This window comes from Streptomyces sp. NPDC055815 (genome assembly GCF_053616475.1).
Genome location: NZ_JBSHDU010000101.1, coordinates 1 through 14,622, shown reverse-complemented (window position 1 = coordinate 14,622; position 14,622 = coordinate 1). Strand labels below are relative to the sequence as shown.

Below are 14,622 nucleotides of genomic sequence, written 5' to 3'. Positions count from 1 at the left end.
TGCGTTTGACATCCCCTGGTGGCCAGCCAAGAGTGCCTTTCAGGTGATGTCGGAAATATGGATAGGAGTCAGAAATGCGTTTCTGTACCGACCGTGGGCGTCTTGGCGTCATCGTGCCCGCGCTGGCCGCCGCATTCGCCATGCCCCTGGCGTCCGCGGCCCCCGCCGCGGCATGCACGTCCACCGGCACGGTCAGCCGCTCCGGGGGGACCGTCACGTTCGAACCGGTGTCGGGCGCGGCCAACCAGGTCACCTTCTACGTCGCCACGGCCCCCCTCCTACGGGTGACCGACCCGTCCGGCATCACCGCGGGCCCCGGCTGCACCCAGACCAGCCCGCGCACCGCGACCTGCGGAACGATCGCAGGGATCACCGGCATCCACGCCGACGGCGGCGACGGGGACGACCGACTCGCGGCCGAGGCGGATCTCGACATCCCCGTCGACTTCAACGGAGGCCCCGGCCGGGACGTTCTCGTCGGTGGCACCGCCGACGACCACCTGCAGGACCCCGACGGCTGGCCCACCCGCCCCGACCGCGCCACCTTCCGCGGCCTCGCCGGCAACGACGTCATCATCAGCCGCAACGGCGGCTACGACCGCGTGGAGTGCGAGGGCGGGACCAACGACACGGTCACGGCGGACCTCGTGGCCCTGGACCAGGTCACGAACACCTGCGAGACGATCAACCGCGGCTGACGCCCGCACACGCACCGAACGCGGTGTCCTTCACCGAGGGCGCAGAACAGATCCCGGTCCGCGACCGGCCGCCGCATGCCGGCGTCCGTCCGCTCCCACCGGTACAAGATCATCCAATCCCGCCCCTGCCATACGGCCAGCGCCTCGCCTCCGGTGATGCGGCTGCCGGAGACGAGGCGTGCATGCGCCGGCGGGCTCTGCCCAAGGGCATGGATCAAGGGCATGGATCAAGGCGTTCGGCGTTCGTTCACGTCAGAGGGCGGACACCCAGTACCTGTCGAAGGTGAACCGGCCGTTGCCGCCGGCGCCGTCTCGGGTGCCGGTGGTCTCCCGGGCCAGCGTGTACCAGGCGTCCACGAAGTCGGCGTCGTCGGTCCAGAAGGAGGACGGGATGGCGTCGACCACCGGGTCGACGAGAGGGATGTAGGCGCCGAGATCGGTGATGGTCAGCAAAGCGGTCGCGATGGCCTTGGCCAAAGCCGAGTAGTTGGTGTCGCCGTCGTCCTCCATCATCACGACGTCGGCCAGGTTGTACTTGTACTGCGACCAGTTCACCAGGATCTGGTTCGGGTAGTACGTGGTCCCCGCGTCGTTCAGATACGGGTGGGTCACCGTGTCGACGCGGACCTTGCCGTCCAGCCCGAAGCCGCTGACGATGCTGAAGATCTCGGCGTCACCCTTGATCCAGGTCTCCTTGTCGTCGTCGAGGCGCACCGAGGTGATGCGGGAGGTCCAGTAGCCGGTGTCCGCGGTCGCCGCCGGGGCGGCGGCGGTGGTGACCCCGGCGGCGGCGAGCTCACGCTCCAGGACCCTCAGCCCGGCCTCGACCGCCTTCTCCCCGTCGATGCCGATGACGTACACCGGCACATCGGGGGTCTCGGTCGCGTCCAGGGTGTGAGCCCGGCCGTTCGTGTCGTACGCGGTGACATCGGCGGCCTCGTCGTCGGACGGGGCGATGGCGACCAGGGGTGCGCGGCGGGAATCCGCGGCCCCGGCCAGGGTCACGGTGAGCAGCCCGCCCGTGTCGGCGGCCAGCCCCTTGACCGCGAGCACCGAGCGGTCAGCAGTCGCCACATCGGCGGCGAACGATGCACCGGCCCTCGTACGGGAACCGTCGGCCAGGGCCTGCAGCCCGGTCTCCTTCCCGCCTGCGAGGGCACGGCCGACCTCGGCCCGCCAGGCGGAGTCGGCGAACGAGCGGGCCAGCGAGCGGGCGGCCGCATCCTCTGCGGCGGTCACCCGCGACGACTTCGCCGCGCCGTCCACCGAGGGCGTCGCCGCGGCGGGGCCTTGGGCGGTGGTGACCACGATGCCGGCGAGGGCGACGCCGCACAGGGCCGTGCGGAGCTGCTTTCTGACGGACAAGACATCCTCCATCGGAACTCGGACGGCGCCCCGGGGTACCGGGGCATGCCGAAGACACCGGCCGCGGGTGCGCGACCGGCGCGGTGGTGCCGGGGCGGAACGCGACCATGATGGGGCATGAGCGCTCTACGCGTATAGACCACACCAACTGCACTGCAGAAAGAGGATGTTGGCGGCACGCCCGTCGTTGGGGGCTGGCGAAGGACCCTACGAGAGAGGCCCTCTCCGGCCTGCCGTCGAGTGGGGGAGGGTGGGCCTGGCTGCGATCCCTGGATCAGTCGCCAGTGAGCCCCCAGAAGCACAGCTCTGCCGGGCCGCCCTCAGGGCCGTAGACGATCGTGCAGCAACCGGAGCCGCGATCGACAGGCGGGAACCATCCGTCGCCCGCCCGATTCAGGGACTGCTCGACAACCTCCCGCCCCGGCCGCGCCGTCCCGAACAGCGCGACGACTTCCGCCGCTTCGATCACCCTCACGTCGCCGGGCTCCTCCATGTCCTCCTCACAGCGGACCACGCGCTCGACGTCCAGCACCGAATGCGCCGGCTCCTCCACCAGCCACCCGCTCGCCATCAGCTCGGCCAGCGTCTCGACGCCCGACTCCCGGTAGTACTCGGCCTCCTGGGCGAACACCGTCTCGCGGAGATCGTCCAGCGCGTCCTGCTCGCGCTGCCGGAAGGGTGTGAAGTACGACCATCTGCTTGCTCCCATGTCTGCGAACCCTACTGATCGCCTCGGACGGAGTCCTTCGGGTACGCCCCAGCGGTTCGAAGGGACATGGCCGACCGAACAGCTGCCACGGGCGCCCGCGGCCAGAGAGCCACGAGGTAGACGTCGGCCTGGGAGCTCTCGATATGGCTGACGGCGCCGGTCGGTGTACTGGTGCGTTGTGGGTGCGCTGATTCAGCTCTCGCTGCGGTGGCTGAGGGCGGCCTGCGCGGCGTTGCGGATCCGCTTGGTGCGACCGGCTTCGGCGAGGATCCCGATGGCCTCCGTGTTCGTCCCGGTGGCTGTCATGAGCTGGAGCCGGTTGGATGACGCGAGCAGGTCGTCCGGCTGCCAGGGCAGCCCGAGAGTGACGGCCCGGAGCAGTGACCACTCCCGCAGGCGCCGAGTCAGGAAGGGGTGGTCGATCGTGGCCCGGGTCATCGCCTGCGCCCACCCCTCGTAGGCGGGACCGGGGTAGAGGACGGCGGCTCGACGGTCCAGGTGCCGCAGCACCGCGGACTGGGCCATCGAGGGGTCTGGATCGGTGAGCACGCGGCGGACGAGGTCGACCTCGTCCGCGTCGGCGACCTGCCGCAGGTTGTCGAGGTAGGCCGCGAAGCGGATGTGCTCGTCCGGGTTCTGCACGATGTCGTCGACGTTCATGCGGCCTGCTCCTCGGGCTCGACCAGGACACGGTTCTCGAATCGGGCACCCGCGGGGACCAGGGACACCAGGTGGGCTCCGGTGATCGCTCGCCGGCGGGCCTGGGCGGGCTCGACCAGCTGGGCCTGACCGAGGCGGACCTTCGGGTGCACGGCGTCGGCCCATGCGTCGTCGCGGTCCGACAGGTCCCGGTCCTGGAAGGCGCCGTGGTCGTCGCACCACTGCTCGGTCAGCCGGGTGATGCTGGTAGGGGAGAGGCCGGCAGCGCCGCCGAGGAACTGCTTTAGGGATGGGACAAAGTCTCCGGAAGGTAGGCCGTGCAGGGAGAGCGGCGGCAGCACCCCGGAGACCTTCGGCGACTTGCGGCACCACGGCGCGAGGATCTTCGAGGAGAACCGCTCGCGCTCGCCGGTGGTGTCGTCGACGCGCCGGTCGTTCACCCGCGGGACCCTGACCTCGACCGGGCCGGCGGCGGTCACCACGGCGCGGGGCCGGTGGTGGCTGTTGCGGACCACCAGGCGCCGCCGTGTACGTCGCTCTCCACACTCGACTCAGCCATGCACTCGTTGACTTCCTCCTCCAGAACGGCGGTCGGCATCGTGCGGGCGCCTCCGCGGACGATCTCGTCGACCAGGGAGCCGGACTGGGGGGCGTCGTCGGTGACCACGCTCAGCACGGGCGTGCCTTCCCGACCCGCGCTGCAACGCGGGCCTACTCGGAGACCGTCAAAGGATCTTTTGCGAAGGTACGCCCTCCGCATGCCCTCCCGGAACCGATCCACAAGTCCTGAGTATTGCTGGGACACGAGCATCTCTAGCCTGTCGTGCAGGTACGCGACCACGTAGGCTCGGACGTCGTCCCGGATCGCATCGGCGGCCCCAGCGCGGGCGAGAATTTCAGCACTCGCGTAGAGCCTTGAGCAGGCCTGGCGCTTGGTCGGCGAACAGACCAGTCACTGCGGTGACGTAGGCGTGGACGAGGCCGTCCGAGATCCCGAAGCCGGCCGCGATCGGGGTGAGGGAGCCGTGGCGAGGCAGGTATACGAGAGCGACGAGCGCCCGCTGGTGCAGCGGGCCTTGGGACGCCAACGGCACTGGATCCTTGTCCGCTTGCGGCCCTCGCTTCGGTCTCGTCGGCCTCACCCGATCAGCGGCCACACGGAGAACGCTCCCTCATCACTCCTGGCCAGTCGTGCACGGCGCCGTGCTGGCGTCAGCGGGGTGGTGGCGGCAGGACACCGAGCCGGACGTGGTGGAGAGTGCGCAGCCGGTGGATTTCCCACAGGGTGATCAGGGTGGTTGCCGCGGCCCCGCCGAGAGGGAGCAGCGGTGAGACGTCTGGCCATTCCATGAGGGGGAGCAGCAAGTCCTGCGCGGCCATCACCCAGACGTATCCGATGGTGATCAGGGCTGGCAGGGCGGGGTGGATCTCCATCGTGCGGAACATGTATCGGTGGATGGCCGGTATGGCGTGGATGAAGAAGCCGACCATGCGGGCTGCAGCGTAGATCGCGAGTACCGCTGCGGCGATGAACAGCACCGCGCCCAACGCCACGGGGAAGCCGTCCACCTTGATGCGGCCGGTGATGAAGACGGCCAGTCCGACCCAGAGCGCGCACACGACCAGCAGGTGCCCGAAGAACGCGGTGAACGCTGTCAGTGGACCCCACAGACGGGACAGCAGTTCGCCGTGGATCTGGTGGCGTACGAGCGTGAGATAGACCGTCACGACGATGAGCGCGGACACGGCCAAGACCACGGGGGCGGCAAGGAGACGCAGTCCGGCGTCCGCCGCCCACGTCAGTACGTGCACCTGGTACTGGTAGGCCAGCGGGACCTTGACCACCGTCATGATCGCGAGCCCCGCCCAGAAGCGAACGGCCGGCAGCGCACTGTTCATCGCCGGAAGCACGGTCTGGGGCAACGGCTCCATCCAACGGCGCGCCAGAACCCCGTCCTTGTCCAGGACCCGACCCCCGACGCCACGCCGATCACTCGTGTAATCGTCCACGGGCCGATCGTGGCATCAGGGATGGCCCGGACGGAATCGCTCCGTAAGATCGCTCCCAGAGCGGAGACAGTCGCAGACTCGGCAGGGTGAGCGTGGCCGGGGCGCTTCACTTCAACCCGGGCTCGTCCTCCCGGCGAGCGTCGCGGCGTGCGCGGCGCAGATCTTCGGCAGATCCCGCATGAGCCCCAACCGCAGGACTCGCGCAGCTCCCATGGCATGTCAGCAGGCTCCCACGACTGCCGTGCCGGAGGCACACGGGTATCTCGGCGCTCGCAGGGGAGCATCCGGGCACCTTCCGAACTGGAGATCGGCGTTCGGGCTGGTCGGTCATGGGTCGGCGACCTTGTGGGAGTGGCGCCTTGACGTGTCGTCGCTCCGGAGGAGGTCGTGGAAGTCCTGGATGCCGTCGACCGTGGGGCTGCGGGAACAGCGCGAGAAGGCCGAGCGAATCAAGGCACCGATGGCCGCAACCGAGCAGGCCTGGCCCTGATGAGCGATCGCCCGCCCGCGGGGCTGGGAGGCGCTGGCGCCTTGGACGGGGGCGGGCAAGCGCACACTGAGGCAGTCCGGACGGCGCCGACCACCGAGGGGTGGCGCGGGACGACGTCCTCGAAGCCGCCGAGGTACCGGTTCTGCCGGTGGGCCACTATCTGCCATTCTGTGCCGTCTCATAGGCGGCCAGTTCACCTGCGTTGCCGATGAAGGCCGGACCGCAGCCTGGCGGCAGACGATCGATGACCATCGCCACTGCCGCCTGCGCGCTGCCCGTCTCAGCGATCCGCGGGCTGCTGCGACTCGGTCCTTCGACGTAGTACCGGCCGTCTCTCAGCGTGCCGATGTACGGAATGTCCCAGGTGTAGTTCATCTCCGTGCACCTACTGAAGTGCAGCTCCCACATACCGGTCCACGGAGAGAGCTGACGAAGCAGCGGTTCGGCATGCGATACCCGCAGCAGCTCCGCAAACGGCTGCAGAAGCGGTGATTCTTCCGGCCGGGAAGGCTCGCCGTAAGTGGTCAAGACCTTGTGCCAGGCTGCGTCGACAATGTTGGTCATGCCGCGATTGTGCGGGATCGCCTACAACCCTGGCATCAAAGAATCGTCTGCCGTTGGATCACCCTCTGATGCAGAGGCATGAACTCACCGACGGAGAGGGTATTCGCCAGCTCCGCTCGTACCCTCGGTCGTATCCTGCCGCGCCCGAGTGGGGGACCGACGGGTCATCAACAGGATGGTCTGCAAGATCCGCACGGGGCGTACCGTGGCACGAGAGCCCCACCGCTACAGACCGCGGAAAACGGGTGTGCACCCGCTTCCGCCGCTACGCCGGCAACGTCGATGGGAGGCTCGAGGTCGACTCCAGGCTCGGTTGATCACTCCTGGCCAACCCTCGTCGACCAGTTGGGCAGGCGTCTCTATCGGTTCGTCGGATTCAGTGACGATGCGGTCGGCCTGGTCGGCCTGTCGTCGAAGCGGAGGAGTGGATCTTCCTTGCGTGCCTTCAGCGAGAGTGTGACCTGTCCGGAGCGTGTGTCAGCGGTGATCACTGCCGCCGTGATCCGCCGGCCGACTTCGACGGCTTCGGACGGGTGGTCGATGTGGGTCCACGTCAGGTCCGGCACACGGATGAAGCCGGTGCACAGGCCGTCCGGCTCGCCATCGACGTGGACGAAGACCCCGAAGTCGTGAACACCGCGGACCGTTCCAGCGACGACCTGGCCTGGCTCCATCGCGAGCAGAAAGGATCGCAGGGCCGGAATCTCGCACGCCCGAGCGGAGAAGAGCGGCTGACCTGCGCGCCCAAGAGCGAGCTCCTCGGCGTCGATCTCCTGGCCGATCTGGAAGAGCTCGGATGGATGCTCCATCCAACGCATCGACGCCTCATACCGAGGAATCCGCCCGATCCCGGTTCCCTCCCAGGCCCCCTCCCCGGCGGCGGCCACGAGCCGGACGAGGACATCTGCTCCTTCGAACCCGATGACTTCCACCCTTCTCACGGGTCCGGGCTTGAGCTGGTTGATCAACGATTCCAAACGACGATCACGGGCGGGTTCGGGCATGCAAGGAAGCCTAGGACTTGTTCGACCGATCATGCGACTACCCGTGCTCTGGTCGTTGATGTGGCGTCGAACGGGCCATCAACAAGCTCAAGCAGGCCCGAGCCGTCGCTACGACATACGACAGACGCACCGTCCATTGCTGGCTGGGCTTCGTACGTCGTTCAGGATGGCCGCTCTACCTGCCCAAACCACATCTGCCCGGCTATGACATCTGGGACGACCGCCTCCTGATGGAGCGAGCCATCGGCGCTCTCGACAGGCGAGCAGCCCGCGAAATCGCGTCCGTCGTCAAAGAAACCGACGCCGACTTCCTGGCACCCACGCTGCCCGACCCTCACGCTCCAGATGTCTGGCCGTGGTGGCGCCGCAGATGCCAGGATCTGGGCGACCTCCTGCACGTTCCATCACAGGCTGATGACCGGCCGGACAAGTCCTGGTTCTTCAGCCCGCGAGCGCGCCGCAGGGATCCACATTTGGCCCGGACGTGAGCTGGTCCCGCCTTCGGAGCGCCACGGGCGCCCCCTCGATCGCCAAGGGGGCGCTTGTATGGGTTACTTGAGCGCCCCGCTGCTCCCTCCCGTCGTGATGACGCCGCGCAGGGGAAAGGCGACGAGTAGCGCGACCAGGACGAGGAGTCCGCTTGCCCACAGCGGTCCCAGGTCTCCGACCGCCGTGCTGAGGGTGGTGGCGGCGATGAGGGGGCCGACGGCGGCGCCCGTGTTCAGTGCGGCGGTCGCGTAGGAGCCGGCCATGGTGGGGGCTCCAGCTGCCTCGTAGAGGACGCGCGTGATCAACGTGGTTCCGAGTGCGAAGGACAGCGCGCCCTGGACGAACACGAGGGCGAGCAGCGCGACCGGCTTCTCGGCCAGCACGGCCAGCGCCGGCCAGCCGATGAGCAGCAGTGGACCGCCGATCCCGATGACCAGGCCGGGACGCCGGTCGGACAGTCGGCCGGCGACGGTGACCCCGGCGAAGGAACCGGTGCCGAAGAGCACCAGGGCCACGGAGATCCACAGCTCTCCCAGCCCGGCGGTGCCGGTCACGACCGGGGCGAGGAAGGTGAAGCCGGCGAAGGTCGCCGCGTTCACCATGGCGCCCAGCACCATGACCCCGAGCAGCCGCGGCCTCCTGAGCTGGGCGAGTTCCGATCGCAAGGGCGGGCCGTCAGCAGCGTTCCGCTGCATGCGGCCCGCTGGGATTCCCCTGACGATGCCGACTGCCGCGGGCAGGCAGAGAGCGGCGACGACCCAGAATGTGACCCGCCAGCCGAACAGCGTGCCCAGTACCGATCCCGCGGGGACCCCGGCGATCGTGGCCATCGTGGTGCCCGAGAGTAGTACGGCGAGAGCGCGTCCTTTCTTGCCGGGCGCGACCAGCTCGGTGGCCGTCGTCAGCGCCACGGCGAGGAACCCTGCGTACGCGAGGGCTGCGACCGTCCGGGAGGCAATCAGGACCGGGAAGCTTGACGTGACAGCGCCCACGATGTGTGCCGCTGAGAACGCGAGGACGAACCCCAGGAGGCTGGATCGTCCGGGCCAGTTGCGGGCAAGCCCGGCCATGAGCGGGGCCCCGACGATCATTCCGATCGCGAAGGCCGAGGTGAGCACGCCTGCCGCGCCGACGGTCACGTCGAGGTCCGCAGCGATGTCCGGCAAGAGGCCGGCGAGCATGAATTCCGAGGTGCCCATGGCGAAGACCGCCAGGGCGAGCAGATGGAGCGGGAGAGGCATCGAGTGGCTCCGAGGTGAGGAGAAGCACGAGAAGGTCATCTCGTCACCGCGGTCAGCACCCAGGGGGCGCGCTCGTCCGGCCGCAGAACGCGGCGAGACGGCAGGACTACGAACTCAGTGGTTCAGGGGGCTGACGGCGTGACCGAAAGCCCCCGCCGTGTCTGACTCAGGACTCGACATGGGCGGCACGGTACCCGATCGAAGTGCCACGAGCACTTCGGTTTTACAGCTGCCGGACCCGTGCCCGCAGAGCACAACCCTGCCAACCGGCCTCGTCTCACGCCCTCGCGGTCGCGGCGTCGATGACCTCGTCCAGGACGTCACGGGAGCGGACCAGGTCGAGGATCATACGGTCGATGCGCTCGCGCTCGACGACCAGCTCCTCGACCAGTTCGCCGGTCGTGAGCTCGGTCGGGCCGCCGTCCGCGTCCCGCATGCACGGGAGCAGCAGCGCGATCTTCTTGCTGCCCAGACCCGCCGCGTACAGGGCCTGGATACGGATCACCCGGTCGACCGCCCACTCTCCGAAGGACCGGTGGCCGCCGGGGGTGCGCTCGGACTGCAGCAGGCCCTGCTGCTCGTAGTACCGCAAGGAGCGCTCGCTCACTCCCGAGCGTCGTGACAGCTCGCCGATCCGCATCGTCCGCTCCGTTCCGCTTCCCGCGTTCCACTTGAATCTGACACTGATGTCAAGTTCTACGGTACCGGCATGACGAACAACGCGAGCGAATCCCGCCTCTTCGAAGCCACCAACCTCGGCCCCCTCTCCCTCCCCAACCGACTGGTCATGGCCCCGCTGACCCGCAACCGCGCCGACGCCGACGGTGTGCCCACCTCCCTCATGGCCACGTACTACGCACAGCGCGCGTCCGCCGGCCTGATCATCGCCGAGGCCACCACGCCGAACGCCGTCGGTCAGACCTACGCCCACATCCCCGCGCTCCACACCTCCGCCCACGTGGCGGGATGGCGCGAAGTCACCGACGCCGTACGGGAAGCGGGCGGGCGGATGTTCGTGCAGATCCAGCACGGGGGGCGGGTCGGCCACCCGGACACCAGCGGGCACGTCCCCGTCGCGCCCTCGCCCGTGGCGCTCCCCGAGGAGATCCACACCGCCGACGGGCGCCGTCCGTCCGTCGTCCCCCGCGAGCTGACGGTCGATGAGATCCACTCGACCGTGGCCGACTTCGCCGCCGCAGCACGGCGGGCCGTGGACGCCGGCTTCGAGGGCGTCGAGGTGCACGCGGCCAACGGCTACCTGATCCACCAGTTCCTCGCGAAGAACACCAACCAGCGCACCGACGCGTACGGCGGTTCGGTCGAGCACCGGATCCGGTTCGCGGTCGAGGTGATCCAGGCGGTCGCGGACGCGATCGGCCCCGAGCGGGTCGGGGTTCGCATCTCCCCGGGAGTCGCCGTCAACGGCATCGAGGAGGGTGACACCGACAGCATCTACCCGGCCCTCGTCGCGGCTCTGGCCGAAAAGGGTCTCGCCTACCTGCACGTGGTGTTCGCCGACCCGGACCAGCCGCTGTTCCAGGAGATCCGCAAGGCCTGGCCGGGCGCGCTGATCGCCAACCCCGTCCTCGGGTGGGGAGGACCGCTGCCCGCCGACGGCGGCCGCGGGGCCGGCGAGCGGCTGCTCGCCGCCGGAGCCGACCTGATCTCCCTGGGCCGCAGCTTCCTGGCCAACCCGGATCTGGTCGAGCGCCTTCGCGTCGGAGCGCCGCTCAACGCCGTACGGGACCAGTACCTGATGTACACGGGCGGGGCGACGGGCTACACCGACTACCCGGCGCTGCGCGAGCCCGCACTCGTGGCGACTTCCTGAGGCCCGTGCGGATGAGCGTGCGCCGGGTGACAACGCGGGTTCAGGCCTGCTTGTTCGGCTCAACTCCGCAGATACGAGGCTCCGTTGAGGTCGAGGATCGTGCCCGAGGACCATTCGGCGGAGGGGGAGGCGAGCCAGAGTACCGCCGCCGCGATCTCCTCGGCCGAGCCCACTCGGCCGAACGGACTCTGCTGCCGGATCGCCTCGCCCTCGGCCCCCTCCAGGCGGGACGCGACGCGCTCGGTTGCGAAGAACCCGGGGGCGACCGAGGCGACGGCAATCCCGTACGGGGCGAGCGAGACCGCGAGCGACTGACCCAGCGCGTGCACGGCGGCCTTCGTCGCCCCGTACGCCGGATGGTCGGGCTCACCGCGGAAGGCGCCCCGGGAGCCGATGTTCACGATCCGGCCTCCCGTGCCCTGCTCGATCATGAGCCGGGCGGCGCGATGGCTCAGGTTCGCCGTGGCGAGCAGGTTCACCGCGACGTGCTGCTGCCAGACGGCCGCCCACTCCTCGTACGGCGTCTCCGCCAGAGGGTGGCGGATGTTGACCGCCGCGTTGTTCACGAGGACGTCGATCCCGCCGAGCGCCTCCGCAGCCGTGTCGACCACGGCAGCCGCTCCCGCCGGGTTCGAGAGGTCGCCGCCGACCAGTACGTGACCCGTGCCGGTGAGGGACTCCAACGTCACGCGTGCCTCCTCGGCGCGTGAGCCGAAGTGGACGGCGACCCGGTCGCCGTTGGCCGCGAACGCCTGGGCCACCGCGCGCCCGAGGCCACGCGACGCGCCACTGACGAGGACGCGCCGGCCGGATCCAGGCAGATTCATGAGGATTCCTTTCGAACAGCAGCGAACGGGGAGACCGTAGCGTCCCGGCCGCCCGCCTGAGCACGCGGCCACCGGCACCGGCCTTTCTCCCGGCGCGGCGGCACCGCTCTCCCGCGCGCGCAGGCACCGGCCTTCCGCGCGCCGGCACCGACCGCAGCTCTCGGCAGCTCCTTGTCGCCCACTGGCGGACGCTGCCTGATGGGCCGCCGACGCCGCCGAGGTGACCCCCAGCTCGACCGCCGTGGCCGACCGGAAAATGAGGGTCCGATCGTTGAGGTCTGGGAGATCATCACGAGATGATCGGCACACGGATCACCTATCGCACCGCGGACGGTGTCCGCATACCCGGAACCTGGCGGCACGCGTTCATCCGCAACGGCAACTACTTCCTCACCGACCTGTTCATCTACGCCGACGGACTCATCGACTGCTGGGGCCTGGTCACCATCGAGGAGTTCGAGGAGAAGCTCCGGACCGGCTGGGTGGCCACCACCCTCCCGGAGGGCGCCAAGGCATCGGCGGGCGATGCGGCGAGCTGGAAGTTCAGCGAGCCGCGGAGTTGGCTCACCCCCGAACTGGTGGTCGCCGAAGTCCGCGACACCATCGACCAGCTGAACGGGAGGCCCGACTCGACCGGTCGCTGCCTGGCCGCCGTCGACGCCTTCCTCGCCGATCGGACCGAGGAGAACCGGGCCGCGGCCCACACCGCGTTCCTGGCCATCCCGATCTCCCAACGTCACTACGCGCTGGGAGACATGAACAACAAGGACTGGCCGCTGCGGGTGCTGGTGGCAGGACCCGGAGGCCGGACGTACCTGCCGAGTGATCCGCCGGTCTCACAGGAGGCCCACGACAGAGCCCTTGCGTACTTCGAGGACCGTGCCCGCTGGAGAGCTGAACGGGACGCGCACGTGCCGGCAGACGGACCGGCAGCCCCGTACGCCCCCGCGATCCAGCTCTACCACTCGTATCCGAACCTGCCGCTGGCCGACCCCGGCCACCTCGGGCTGCGCAACGACTACCCCGCTCCCCTCACCCTCGGGGATACGGTCTACCCGTCCGTCACCCATGCCTACTGGGCCCTGTCGGTAGCCCAGCCGGAGGGCCGCGCCGAGATCGCGACAGCGGAAACCGCCGCCGTGGCAGGCGAGCTCACGGCCGGTGCACCTCGCCGTGAGGGCTGGGAGCATGCGCGTACCGCCGTCATGACCAGCCTGCTCCGCGCCAAGTACGAGCAGCATCCCGAGCTGGCCGAGGTCCTGCTGGCGACGGACGACGCCACCTTGATCTACGACGACTTGGACTCGGACTTCTGGGGTGAGAACGCCGGCCGTGGACGCAACTGGACGGGCCGTCTGCTCGAACTCGTGCGCTCCGAACTGCACCTGCGGCGAAACGAGATCCCCGGGCTGTGACATAACCCGGCGGTGACCTCCGAGGCCACCAGTCACCCCTCGAACTTCTCGCCCATACCGTGCTCCTGGGCGACCAGGTGACCTGGGGTTTCGACGGGGCCGACGGAGGAGCAGCCCTGGAAACCACGATCCCGCACCCACACCGCGTCGTCACTCTGCGGAGTAGGCCGATCACGTATGGCTAGAATCCCCGGGCGCAGCCGCAGTCGCGCGGCGGACCGAGGCAGGGGGCATCCCAATGGCCATCATCGTTACCTTCGAATTCCCTGACGCCGGACAGGAGCTTTACGACGCAGTCATTGATCGTGTGACCGAGGGGCAGGGCTTCACGCGGTTCGCAGACCTGCCGAATACAGGTCTCATCTCCCACGCGGCGGGGCCGGTTGACGGCGGGTTCCGCGTGACCGAGGTCTGGGAGAGCGCGGAGGCCCTGGAAAATCACGCCAAGACGTTCGGCCCGATCCTGGCGGACCTCGGCCATGCCGACGTCCAGCCCCTGATCATTCCGGCGCACAACGTCGTCGTCCGATAGGGACAGTCGAGGCTGCGCCCGACTTCCTCTGCGTGCCCCGGACCCACCAGGTCCGGGGCATCGCGCTGTGAGCCGTGGGTGAAGCACGTCACCGACGCCGTGTGTGCCTGTCCGTTGGGCGGAGAGTGGCGGACGTGGCTCACCATGGGCAGACCGGCAGGGTCCCACAGGAGGTGGGACTCGGAACCGGACGCCCGCGCGAGGGCCCGCCGTACGGTCGAGTCGATCGATGCCTCCCGCTCGATCACGTCATCCATCGCGACCCTGAGCTGCGGTTCCTTCAGCACGGTGGCCCAGGTGTCGTCGATCCCGCCTCTACCCTTTGGCGCATGGCCGATCACATGAAGATAGAGCGCTACCGACATGAGACCGTGGAGCTGACGGTGTGGGAGCTACGCGAAGCCCTCAGCGGTTTGCCGGACGCGGCTCCGATACGTATCGACGTGCCGCTGCGTCCGCGGTCGGACGAGATGAGGGACTCGGTCGACTCGGGTGCCAGCCATTTCGTGGTGAGCGGAGTCGTCCTTCATGACGCCGACCACCTCCACCGGGACGAGGTGGTCCTCCAGGCGGATTTCTGCTCGGACTGGTACGTCCGCCCGGCCGAAACGGACGCAGAGGAGTGACCCGGCCCTGCTGGTGCTCTGACCTGGAAGGCTCACCGGATTGCTCGGTCCTCGCGCGGTCCCTAACTTGATCTTTAACCTGTGCGGCGAGGTCGTGGGGTCGTCGACTTCTTGTTCCGGGACGTGGCGGTATCGGTTTTGCGGACTGTGTGGACGTCGTG

General features: G+C 69.0%; 14 protein-coding genes and 2 pseudogenes. 5 read left to right on the top strand and 11 right to left on the bottom strand.

Annotation, left to right across the window (positions count from 1 at the left end):
* Positions 1 to 74: 74 nt before the first annotated feature.
* The gene (locus ACWGN5_RS37525) at positions 75 to 698 is read left to right on the top strand and encodes a hypothetical protein (RefSeq protein WP_453522889.1); all 624 of its coding nucleotides are present in this window, start codon (positions 75 to 77) and stop codon (positions 696 to 698) included.
* 252 nt (positions 699 to 950) lie between these two features.
* Here the strand turns inward: ACWGN5_RS37525 and ACWGN5_RS37520 are convergent, their stop codons facing one another.
* From ACWGN5_RS37520 to ACWGN5_RS37475, 10 genes and pseudogenes are all read right to left on the bottom strand, one after another.
* Positions 951 to 2,063 carry a DUF3103 family protein gene (locus ACWGN5_RS37520; protein ID WP_453522888.1) on the bottom strand — a complete coding sequence of 371 codons (1,113 nt, stop codon included), beginning with the start codon at positions 2,061 to 2,063 and terminating at the stop codon, positions 951 to 953.
* Between the two features lie 274 nt (positions 2,064 to 2,337).
* Positions 2,338 to 2,772, bottom strand: coding sequence for a hypothetical protein (locus tag ACWGN5_RS37515; RefSeq protein WP_453522887.1), 435 nt, complete (start codon positions 2,770 to 2,772; stop codon positions 2,338 to 2,340).
* Positions 2,773 to 2,964: 192 nt separating this feature from the next.
* Positions 2,965 to 3,432, bottom strand: a complete 468-nt coding sequence (locus tag ACWGN5_RS37510; protein ID WP_453522886.1) for a hypothetical protein — start codon at positions 3,430 to 3,432, stop codon at positions 2,965 to 2,967.
* Between the two features lie 122 nt (positions 3,433 to 3,554).
* Positions 3,555 to 4,108, bottom strand: a pseudogene (locus ACWGN5_RS37505) (transposase); the annotation flags it as partial.
* Between the two features lie 226 nt (positions 4,109 to 4,334).
* Positions 4,335 to 4,505: pseudogene (locus tag ACWGN5_RS37500) on the bottom strand (transposase family protein); the annotation flags it as partial.
* 139 nt (positions 4,506 to 4,644) lie between these two features.
* On the bottom strand, positions 4,645 to 5,442 hold the full coding sequence (locus tag ACWGN5_RS37495) for a hypothetical protein (protein ID WP_453522885.1): 798 nt from the start codon (positions 5,440 to 5,442) through the stop codon (positions 4,645 to 4,647).
* 646 nt (positions 5,443 to 6,088) lie between these two features.
* Positions 6,089 to 6,496, bottom strand: coding sequence for a DUF6193 family natural product biosynthesis protein (locus ACWGN5_RS37490; RefSeq protein ID WP_453522884.1), 408 nt, complete (start codon positions 6,494 to 6,496; stop codon positions 6,089 to 6,091).
* Positions 6,497 to 6,855: 359 nt separating this feature from the next.
* Complete coding sequence (locus tag ACWGN5_RS37485) at positions 6,856 to 7,500, bottom strand: S1 RNA-binding domain-containing protein (protein WP_453522883.1); 645 nt, start codon at positions 7,498 to 7,500, stop codon at positions 6,856 to 6,858.
* Positions 7,501 to 8,051: 551 nt separating this feature from the next.
* Positions 8,052 to 9,230 carry a Cmx/CmrA family chloramphenicol efflux MFS transporter gene (locus tag ACWGN5_RS37480; RefSeq protein WP_453522882.1) on the bottom strand — a complete coding sequence of 393 codons (1,179 nt, stop codon included), beginning with the start codon at positions 9,228 to 9,230 and terminating at the stop codon, positions 8,052 to 8,054.
* Positions 9,231 to 9,507: 277 nt separating this feature from the next.
* Positions 9,508 to 9,870, bottom strand: coding sequence for a MerR family transcriptional regulator (locus tag ACWGN5_RS37475; RefSeq protein WP_453522881.1), 363 nt, complete (start codon positions 9,868 to 9,870; stop codon positions 9,508 to 9,510).
* Between the two features lie 69 nt (positions 9,871 to 9,939).
* On the opposite strand from ACWGN5_RS37475, the gene ACWGN5_RS37470 reads away from it, so the two are divergent.
* The gene (locus ACWGN5_RS37470; RefSeq protein ID WP_453522880.1) at positions 9,940 to 11,061 is read left to right on the top strand and encodes an alkene reductase; all 1,122 of its coding nucleotides are present in this window, start codon (positions 9,940 to 9,942) and stop codon (positions 11,059 to 11,061) included.
* 59 nt (positions 11,062 to 11,120) lie between these two features.
* Here the strand turns inward: ACWGN5_RS37470 and ACWGN5_RS37465 are convergent, their stop codons facing one another.
* Positions 11,121 to 11,888, bottom strand: coding sequence for an SDR family NAD(P)-dependent oxidoreductase (locus ACWGN5_RS37465; protein ID WP_453522879.1), 768 nt, complete (start codon positions 11,886 to 11,888; stop codon positions 11,121 to 11,123).
* A gap of 296 nt (positions 11,889 to 12,184) precedes the next feature.
* On the opposite strand from ACWGN5_RS37465, the gene ACWGN5_RS37460 reads away from it, so the two are divergent.
* From ACWGN5_RS37460 to ACWGN5_RS37450, 3 genes are all read left to right on the top strand, one after another.
* On the top strand, positions 12,185 to 13,303 hold the full coding sequence (locus ACWGN5_RS37460; protein ID WP_453522878.1) for a DUF7638 domain-containing protein: 1,119 nt from the start codon (positions 12,185 to 12,187) through the stop codon (positions 13,301 to 13,303).
* A 238-nt stretch (positions 13,304 to 13,541) separates the two neighbouring features.
* The gene (locus ACWGN5_RS37455; protein ID WP_453522877.1) at positions 13,542 to 13,835 is read left to right on the top strand and encodes a hypothetical protein; all 294 of its coding nucleotides are present in this window, start codon (positions 13,542 to 13,544) and stop codon (positions 13,833 to 13,835) included.
* A 329-nt stretch (positions 13,836 to 14,164) separates the two neighbouring features.
* Positions 14,165 to 14,461 carry a DUF6225 family protein gene (locus ACWGN5_RS37450; RefSeq protein ID WP_453522876.1) on the top strand — a complete coding sequence of 99 codons (297 nt, stop codon included), beginning with the start codon at positions 14,165 to 14,167 and terminating at the stop codon, positions 14,459 to 14,461.
* Positions 14,462 to 14,622: the final 161 nt, after the last annotated feature.

Excerpts from the sequence above, each read along its gene's own strand:
- ACWGN5_RS37525 (WP_453522889.1), top strand. The coding sequence starts at position 75 with ATGCGTTTCTGTACCGACCGTGGGCGTCTTGGCGTCATCGTGCCCGCG.
- ACWGN5_RS37515 (WP_453522887.1), bottom strand. The coding sequence starts at position 2,772 with ATGGGAGCAAGCAGATGGTCGTACTTCACACCCTTCCGGCAGCGCGAG.
- ACWGN5_RS37510 (WP_453522886.1), bottom strand. The coding sequence starts at position 3,432 with ATGAACGTCGACGACATCGTGCAGAACCCGGACGAGCACATCCGCTTC.
- ACWGN5_RS37490 (WP_453522884.1), bottom strand. The coding sequence starts at position 6,496 with ATGACCAACATTGTCGACGCAGCCTGGCACAAGGTCTTGACCACTTAC.
- ACWGN5_RS37485 (WP_453522883.1), bottom strand. The coding sequence starts at position 7,500 with ATGCCCGAACCCGCCCGTGATCGTCGTTTGGAATCGTTGATCAACCAG.
- ACWGN5_RS37480 (WP_453522882.1), bottom strand. The coding sequence starts at position 9,230 with ATGCCTCTCCCGCTCCATCTGCTCGCCCTGGCGGTCTTCGCCATGGGC.
- ACWGN5_RS37475 (WP_453522881.1), bottom strand. The coding sequence starts at position 9,870 with ATGCGGATCGGCGAGCTGTCACGACGCTCGGGAGTGAGCGAGCGCTCC.
- ACWGN5_RS37470 (WP_453522880.1), top strand. The coding sequence starts at position 9,940 with ATGACGAACAACGCGAGCGAATCCCGCCTCTTCGAAGCCACCAACCTC.
- ACWGN5_RS37465 (WP_453522879.1), bottom strand. The coding sequence starts at position 11,888 with ATGAATCTGCCTGGATCCGGCCGGCGCGTCCTCGTCAGTGGCGCGTCG.
- ACWGN5_RS37460 (WP_453522878.1), top strand. The coding sequence starts at position 12,185 with ATGATCGGCACACGGATCACCTATCGCACCGCGGACGGTGTCCGCATA.
- ACWGN5_RS37455 (WP_453522877.1), top strand. The coding sequence starts at position 13,542 with ATGGCCATCATCGTTACCTTCGAATTCCCTGACGCCGGACAGGAGCTT.
- ACWGN5_RS37450 (WP_453522876.1), top strand. The coding sequence starts at position 14,165 with ATGGCCGATCACATGAAGATAGAGCGCTACCGACATGAGACCGTGGAG.